General features: G+C 75.5%; 3 protein-coding genes and 2 pseudogenes. 2 read left to right on the forward strand and 3 right to left on the reverse strand.

Going from position 1 to position 5,069, the window contains the following annotated elements; translation table 11 throughout:
* Together amrb99_RS48970 and amrb99_RS48975 are read left to right on the forward strand one after the other, a co-directional pair.
* Positions 1-590, forward strand: a pseudogene (locus amrb99_RS48970) (hypothetical protein); the annotation flags it as partial.
* A 23-nt stretch (positions 591-613) separates the two neighbouring features.
* Positions 614-2,083, forward strand: a complete 1,470-nt coding sequence (locus tag amrb99_RS48975; RefSeq protein WP_190868959.1) for a lipopolysaccharide biosynthesis protein — start codon at positions 614-616, stop codon at positions 2,081-2,083.
* Here the strand turns inward: amrb99_RS48975 and amrb99_RS48980 are convergent.
* The 3 genes and pseudogenes from amrb99_RS48980 to amrb99_RS48990 all read right to left on the reverse strand — a co-directional run.
* On the reverse strand, positions 2,060-2,998 hold the full coding sequence (locus amrb99_RS48980) for a sulfite exporter TauE/SafE family protein (protein ID WP_347257205.1): 939 nt from the start codon (positions 2,996-2,998) through the stop codon (positions 2,060-2,062). The two genes, amrb99_RS48975 and amrb99_RS48980, sit on opposite strands and share 24 nt — an antisense overlap.
* 152 nt (positions 2,999-3,150) lie before the next feature.
* On the reverse strand, positions 3,151-4,620 hold the full coding sequence (gene cysC / locus amrb99_RS48985) for an adenylyl-sulfate kinase (protein WP_190868960.1): 1,470 nt from the start codon (positions 4,618-4,620) through the stop codon (positions 3,151-3,153).
* A 106-nt stretch (positions 4,621-4,726) separates the two neighbouring features.
* Positions 4,727-5,069: pseudogene (locus amrb99_RS48990) on the reverse strand (hypothetical protein); the annotation flags it as partial.

Below are 5,069 nucleotides of genomic sequence, written 5' to 3' on the forward strand. Positions count from 1 at the left end.
CGGGCGGGCGCGGCTGGGCGCCCGAGGAGGGGCGCGGCGGTCCCGTCGCGCCGTCCGCCTCGGCGACGAGGGCGGTCCCGGCGTCCCCGCCGCCGCTCCCGCCGGAGCGCGGCCGCTCGTCCCGGGTGAACGGCGCAGGCTCGGCCGGGTCGGGCACCCGCTCGTCGTCCGGTCCGCGCGGCACCCGCGTGGCCGGCGGCGCGAACGGCGGCGCGAACGGCAACGGCGCGTCCACCGGGAACGGGGCGGCCGGCCTGCCGAAGGCGCCGCCCCCGGCGGGCAAGACGCCGCGCAAGGGTGCGCCGAAGGGCCGCTCGGACAAGCCCGCGGAGGGCGACAAACGCCCGGCCTCCGACATAGCCGCCGACCTGTGGCCGGACGGCGGTGACCCGACCCGCACCGCCGAGGACCCGCTGTACCTGCTCGGCGGCAAGGTGCCTGGCGCGGACAAGCCGTCGCCCGGCGCCGACAAGCCGGTGGCCGACAAGCCCGTGTCCGACAAGGGCCGGGGCGGCAAGCCGGAGCCGGGCACCGGGGCCGGCAAGGGAAAAGGCGACTCGTCCCTGATGCACTACGACCTGGACAGGTGACCCAGGGGGCTTCGGGACGGAGCGTGAGCACCCCTGAGAGCACGGTCGAGGCGAGCGCGGTCGAGATGAGCTCGGTCGAGGCGAGCACGGCCGAGACCGCGATCGACCTTCCCGCCGTGCCCGACCCGGCGCCCGCCGCACCCGCCGCGGGAGGCCGCGGCAAGCGGATGGCGGGGAAGGCCGGCCGGCTGCTCGCGTCCGCGGGCGGCGCCGTCGCCGTGCAGTTCGTCACCGCGGGCGGCAGCCTCGTCGTGCAGTCGCTGGCCGCCCGCACGCTCGGCGCGTCCGGCTACGGCGCGTACGCGCTGCTCTTCTCGATCATCGTCATGATCACCTCGGTGCAGACCAGCTGGGTCGGTGACACCCTCACGGTGTTCGACCGGTTCGAGCCGCGGGTGCGCGGCGCGCTGCTGCTGTCGGTCGGCGGCACCGTGGTCGCCGGCGCGGCCGTGGGCGCGGTCGTCGCGGCCGTCATGCACCTCGCCGGGCCGCTCGGCATCGCGCTGTTCGCGCTCTCGGTGGCGCTGTGGCTGCTGGAGGAGACCGGGCGGCGGATCTTCACCGCGCGGATGGAGTTCTGGCGGCTGACCGTCAACGACGCCTGCTACCTGCTGACGACGCTCGCGGTGCTCGGCGGCTCGCTCGGCGCCGGCGCGGACGCCTCGGTGGAGCTGCTGCTCGCCTCCATGTGCGCGGGGTCGGCGGCCTCGATCCTGCTGGCCCGGGTGCGGCTGCCGCGCGAGGAGTACGCGCTCGCCCCGCTGCGCGGCACCGCGTTCCGGGAGATCCTCGCGTTCTCCTGGTGGCGGTCGGTGCAGGCCGGCATCCGGCCGACCGCGCTGCTGCTCGCCCGCGTGATGATCGCCGGGTTCGCGTCCACCGCCGCGCTGGCCGGGGTGGAGGCGGCGCGGCTGCTGCTGTCGCCCGCGCTGACCTTCGTCAACGGCGCCGGCTGGTTCCTGCTCGGCGACTTCGCCAAGGCGGAGAAGGCCGGCCGGCCGATGCGGGCCCGGCAGGCGGTGCGGGCGTGCGGGCTGATGTCGGGGATCGCGCTCGTGATGAGCCTCGGCGGGATCCTGCTGGTGGGCTGGCTCGGCCCGGTCGTGACCGGCGGCTCGTTCGAGGTGGACCGGGTGGCGCTCGGCGGCTGGGCGCTCTACTCGGTGTGCTTCTCCTGCACGCTGCCGCTGGCCAGCCTGGCGACGGCCCGCAAGCAGTCCCGCTCGGTGTTCGTGATCCGCGGTGTGGAGAGCCTCAGCGGCCTCGCGGTGCTGCTCGGCCTGCTGGCCGCCGACCCCGGGCACGCCGCGATCGCGCCGTACTGCCTGGGCGCGGGCGGGATCGTCTCGGCGGTGATGCTGTGGCGGATGCTGCGCAAGGGCGACCCGCCGCGCGGAGGCGGCGGGACGGTGCCGGCGCCTGCGGGCGCGGAGCCCCGGGAGCCCGGAGCCCCGGCCCGGACGGCGGGATCAGGGGACCAGCTCGTCCGCTGACGCGGGGACGCGCTCGCGGCCGTTCCGGGCACCCGCCGACCGTTCCGTGCGGCGGCGCCCGGCCAGCCAGACGGCGGCCGTCCCGGCGCCCAGCACGACCACCGTCCACGCGATCGGGACGGCGCCGACGTCGAACATCTTCAGCGCGGACGCGACGAGCACCAGCGCCAGCACGCGGCGGATGAGGCCGCCGGGGGCGCGCGAGGAGATCTTGGAGCCGAGGTAGACGCCCGGGATCGAGCCGACCAGCAGCGCGGCGGTGACCTGCATCTGGAAGTCGCCGAACAGCAGGTGGCCGAGCGCGGCGGCGAACACCAGCGGCACCGCCTGGAGCAGGTCGGTGCCGACGAGCTGGTTGGCCTTGAGCGTCGGGTACAGGGCGAGCAGCGCGACGATGATCAGCGAGCCGGAGCCGACCGAGGTGATGCCGACGACCAGGCCGCCGACGAGCCCGATCAGCACGGTCGGCACGGGCCGGATCTTGATCTCGGGGGTCTCGCCGTCCGCGGTGCCGGGGCGGTGCCGGTCGCGCCGCGCGAGCACGCCGCGGACGGCCAGCCCGGCGGCGGCGATGAGCAGCGCGACGCCCATCGCCTTGCTGATCAGGTTCTCCACCCCGTCGCCGTGGCCGAGGGCGCGGGCCAGCAGCACGCCGCAGAACGCCGCGGGCACCGAGCCGGCGCACAGCCAGCCGACGAGGCGCATGTTGATAGTGCCCTGCCGGTAGTGCACGGCGCTGCCGACGGGCTTCATCACCGCCGCCGCCACGAGGTCGCTGGAGACCGCGGCGAGCGGGCTGACGCCGAAGAACGTCACGAGCATCGGGGTCATGAGCGCGCCGCCGCCCATCCCGGTCAGTCCGACGACGATGGCGACCAGGAACGAGCCGAGGGCCATGGTCCAGTCGAAGTCCACGCGCCTTCACCCCCCTACGGCGGCATGACCTACCTGCTATATAGGAAAACTCGCCTAGTACAGTACGGGACCGCACCCGGGTCTGTTAACCCGGGTGTACCCCAACAAACGCGACTAGATTGACGATCTACGCCTCAAGGGGCCAAAGGGGACTATTCGGTCCGGAGCCAGCCGCCCGCGACGAGCAGCTCGAGGACCCGCCCCACCGCCTCGTCCGGCGGCATCGCCGAGGTGTCCAGCACCAGGTCGGCGTCGTCCGGCACCTCGTACGGGTCGGAGATCCCGGTGAACTCCGGGATCTGCCCCGCCCGCGCCTTGGCGTACAGGCCCTTGCGGTCGCGCCGCTCGCACTCCTCCAGCGGCGTCGACACGTGCACCAGGATGAAGTCGCCCGCCGCCGACACCATCCGGCGCACCTCCGCGCGGGTCGCCGCGTACGGCGCGATCGGCGCGCAGATCGCCACCCCGCCGTGCCGGGTGATCTCCGCCGCGACGAACCCGATCCGCCGGATGTTCAGGTCGCGGTCGGCCTTGGAGAACGTCAGGCCCGCCGACAGCATCCGCCGGACCACGTCCCCGTCCAGCAGCGTGACCGTCCGGCCGCCCCGCTCGACCAGCGCGTCCGCCAGGCCCCGCGCCACCGTGGACTTGCCCGAGCCCGACAGGCCCGTGAAGAACACCGTGACGCCCCGCGAGTGCTTCGGCGGGCGGGCCCGCGCCAGCTCGGCGGCCACCGCCGGCGGGGTGAACCAGTCCGGGACGGGCTCGCCCGCGTCCAGCAGCTCGCCGAGCCGCTCGGCGGTCAGCTCCGCCTGCACGTGGTCGGGCTCGATCCGCGCCACCGGACGCCAGATCTCCACGTCCGCGTCATAGGCCCACGGCTCGGGCACCACGACCGGGACCGCGGTGCCCTCCATCTCCTGCTCGGCGAGCAGGTGCGTGGCGCCGTAGGCGGCGGCGACGTGCGCGCGCAGGAGCAGATCGCGCTCGTGGTCGCCGCGCGGCGGCAGCGGCACCGGGATGATCCGCGTCCCGTCCGGCAGCTCCTTGCGGACGCCCAGCAGCGCCCGGACGAGCGACTCGTCGTGCTCGCCGCTCAGCAGCGGCAGCACCAGCACCTGCGCGCCCAGCCGCTCGGCGACCTGGCGGACCTGGCCGAGCTGCTTGCGGTGCAGGGGTTCGCGGGCCGCGACCGCGAGGACCGGGCCGTCGACCGGGTCCAGCTCGTCGGGACGGCGGCGCAGCGAGTGGAACGGTCCGTGCGCGGGGGAGCGGAGCGGCTCCAGCGGACCCGCCAGCCGCCAGCCCTGGGACGTGGGGTCCTGCCAGGCCTCCGCGACCTTCAGGACCGCCAGCGGCACGCCCTCCGGGTCCTGAAGGACGAGCCGCTCGTGCGCGGTCAGCTCCTCGGGTACCGCCAGGGTGACCGGGACCGGCCACGGCGTCCCGTCGGCGAGCCGGCCGCCGGCGATCACCATCGCGGCGTCGAACGAGCCGAGGAAGCCGGTCAGCGGCCGGTACACGCCCGCCAGCAGCAGCTCCAGGTCGGCGAGCTCCACCGCGTCCGGAGCCCAGCCGGGCAGGTCGCGCAGCGTGTCGGGAAGGCCGGCTTCGGCGGTCACCGCGGTCTCCGATCCCGCCCGGCGCGCACGCCGGGCCGATGCAGGTCAAGGGTCGATTTTCCGCCAAATTACTGCGGTCGCGCCGGTGCCCGCACCTCCGCCCCCGTCAGATCACCCGGGCGAAGCGGTTCTCCGGCTTGCGGATGACGAGCGTGACGTCGCTGTGGTCTGCGGTGAGGCGGCCCCGGCTGGCCGCCGACACCAGCCGGCACAGCAGGTCGGTGAGGCCGGTTCCGGCCCCGAGCGCGTCGATGGCCTGCCGGGAGGTGTACTCCTCGGCGATCATCAGCCCGCGCATCACGCAGTACCACTGCATGCCCTGCCGGGACGCGACCCGGTCGTAGATCGCGGGCGGCGGCTGGAGCCGCCGGACCCGACCGTCGCGCGCCTCGGCCGCCGGGGCCCGCCGCCCCTCCCGCCGCGGGGCGGGCCGCTCCCGCCCGGCCGCG

The sequence above is a fragment of the Actinomadura sp. RB99 genome, assembly GCF_014706005.1.
Taxonomy (GTDB): Bacteria; Actinomycetota; Actinomycetes; order Streptosporangiales; family Streptosporangiaceae; genus Spirillospora.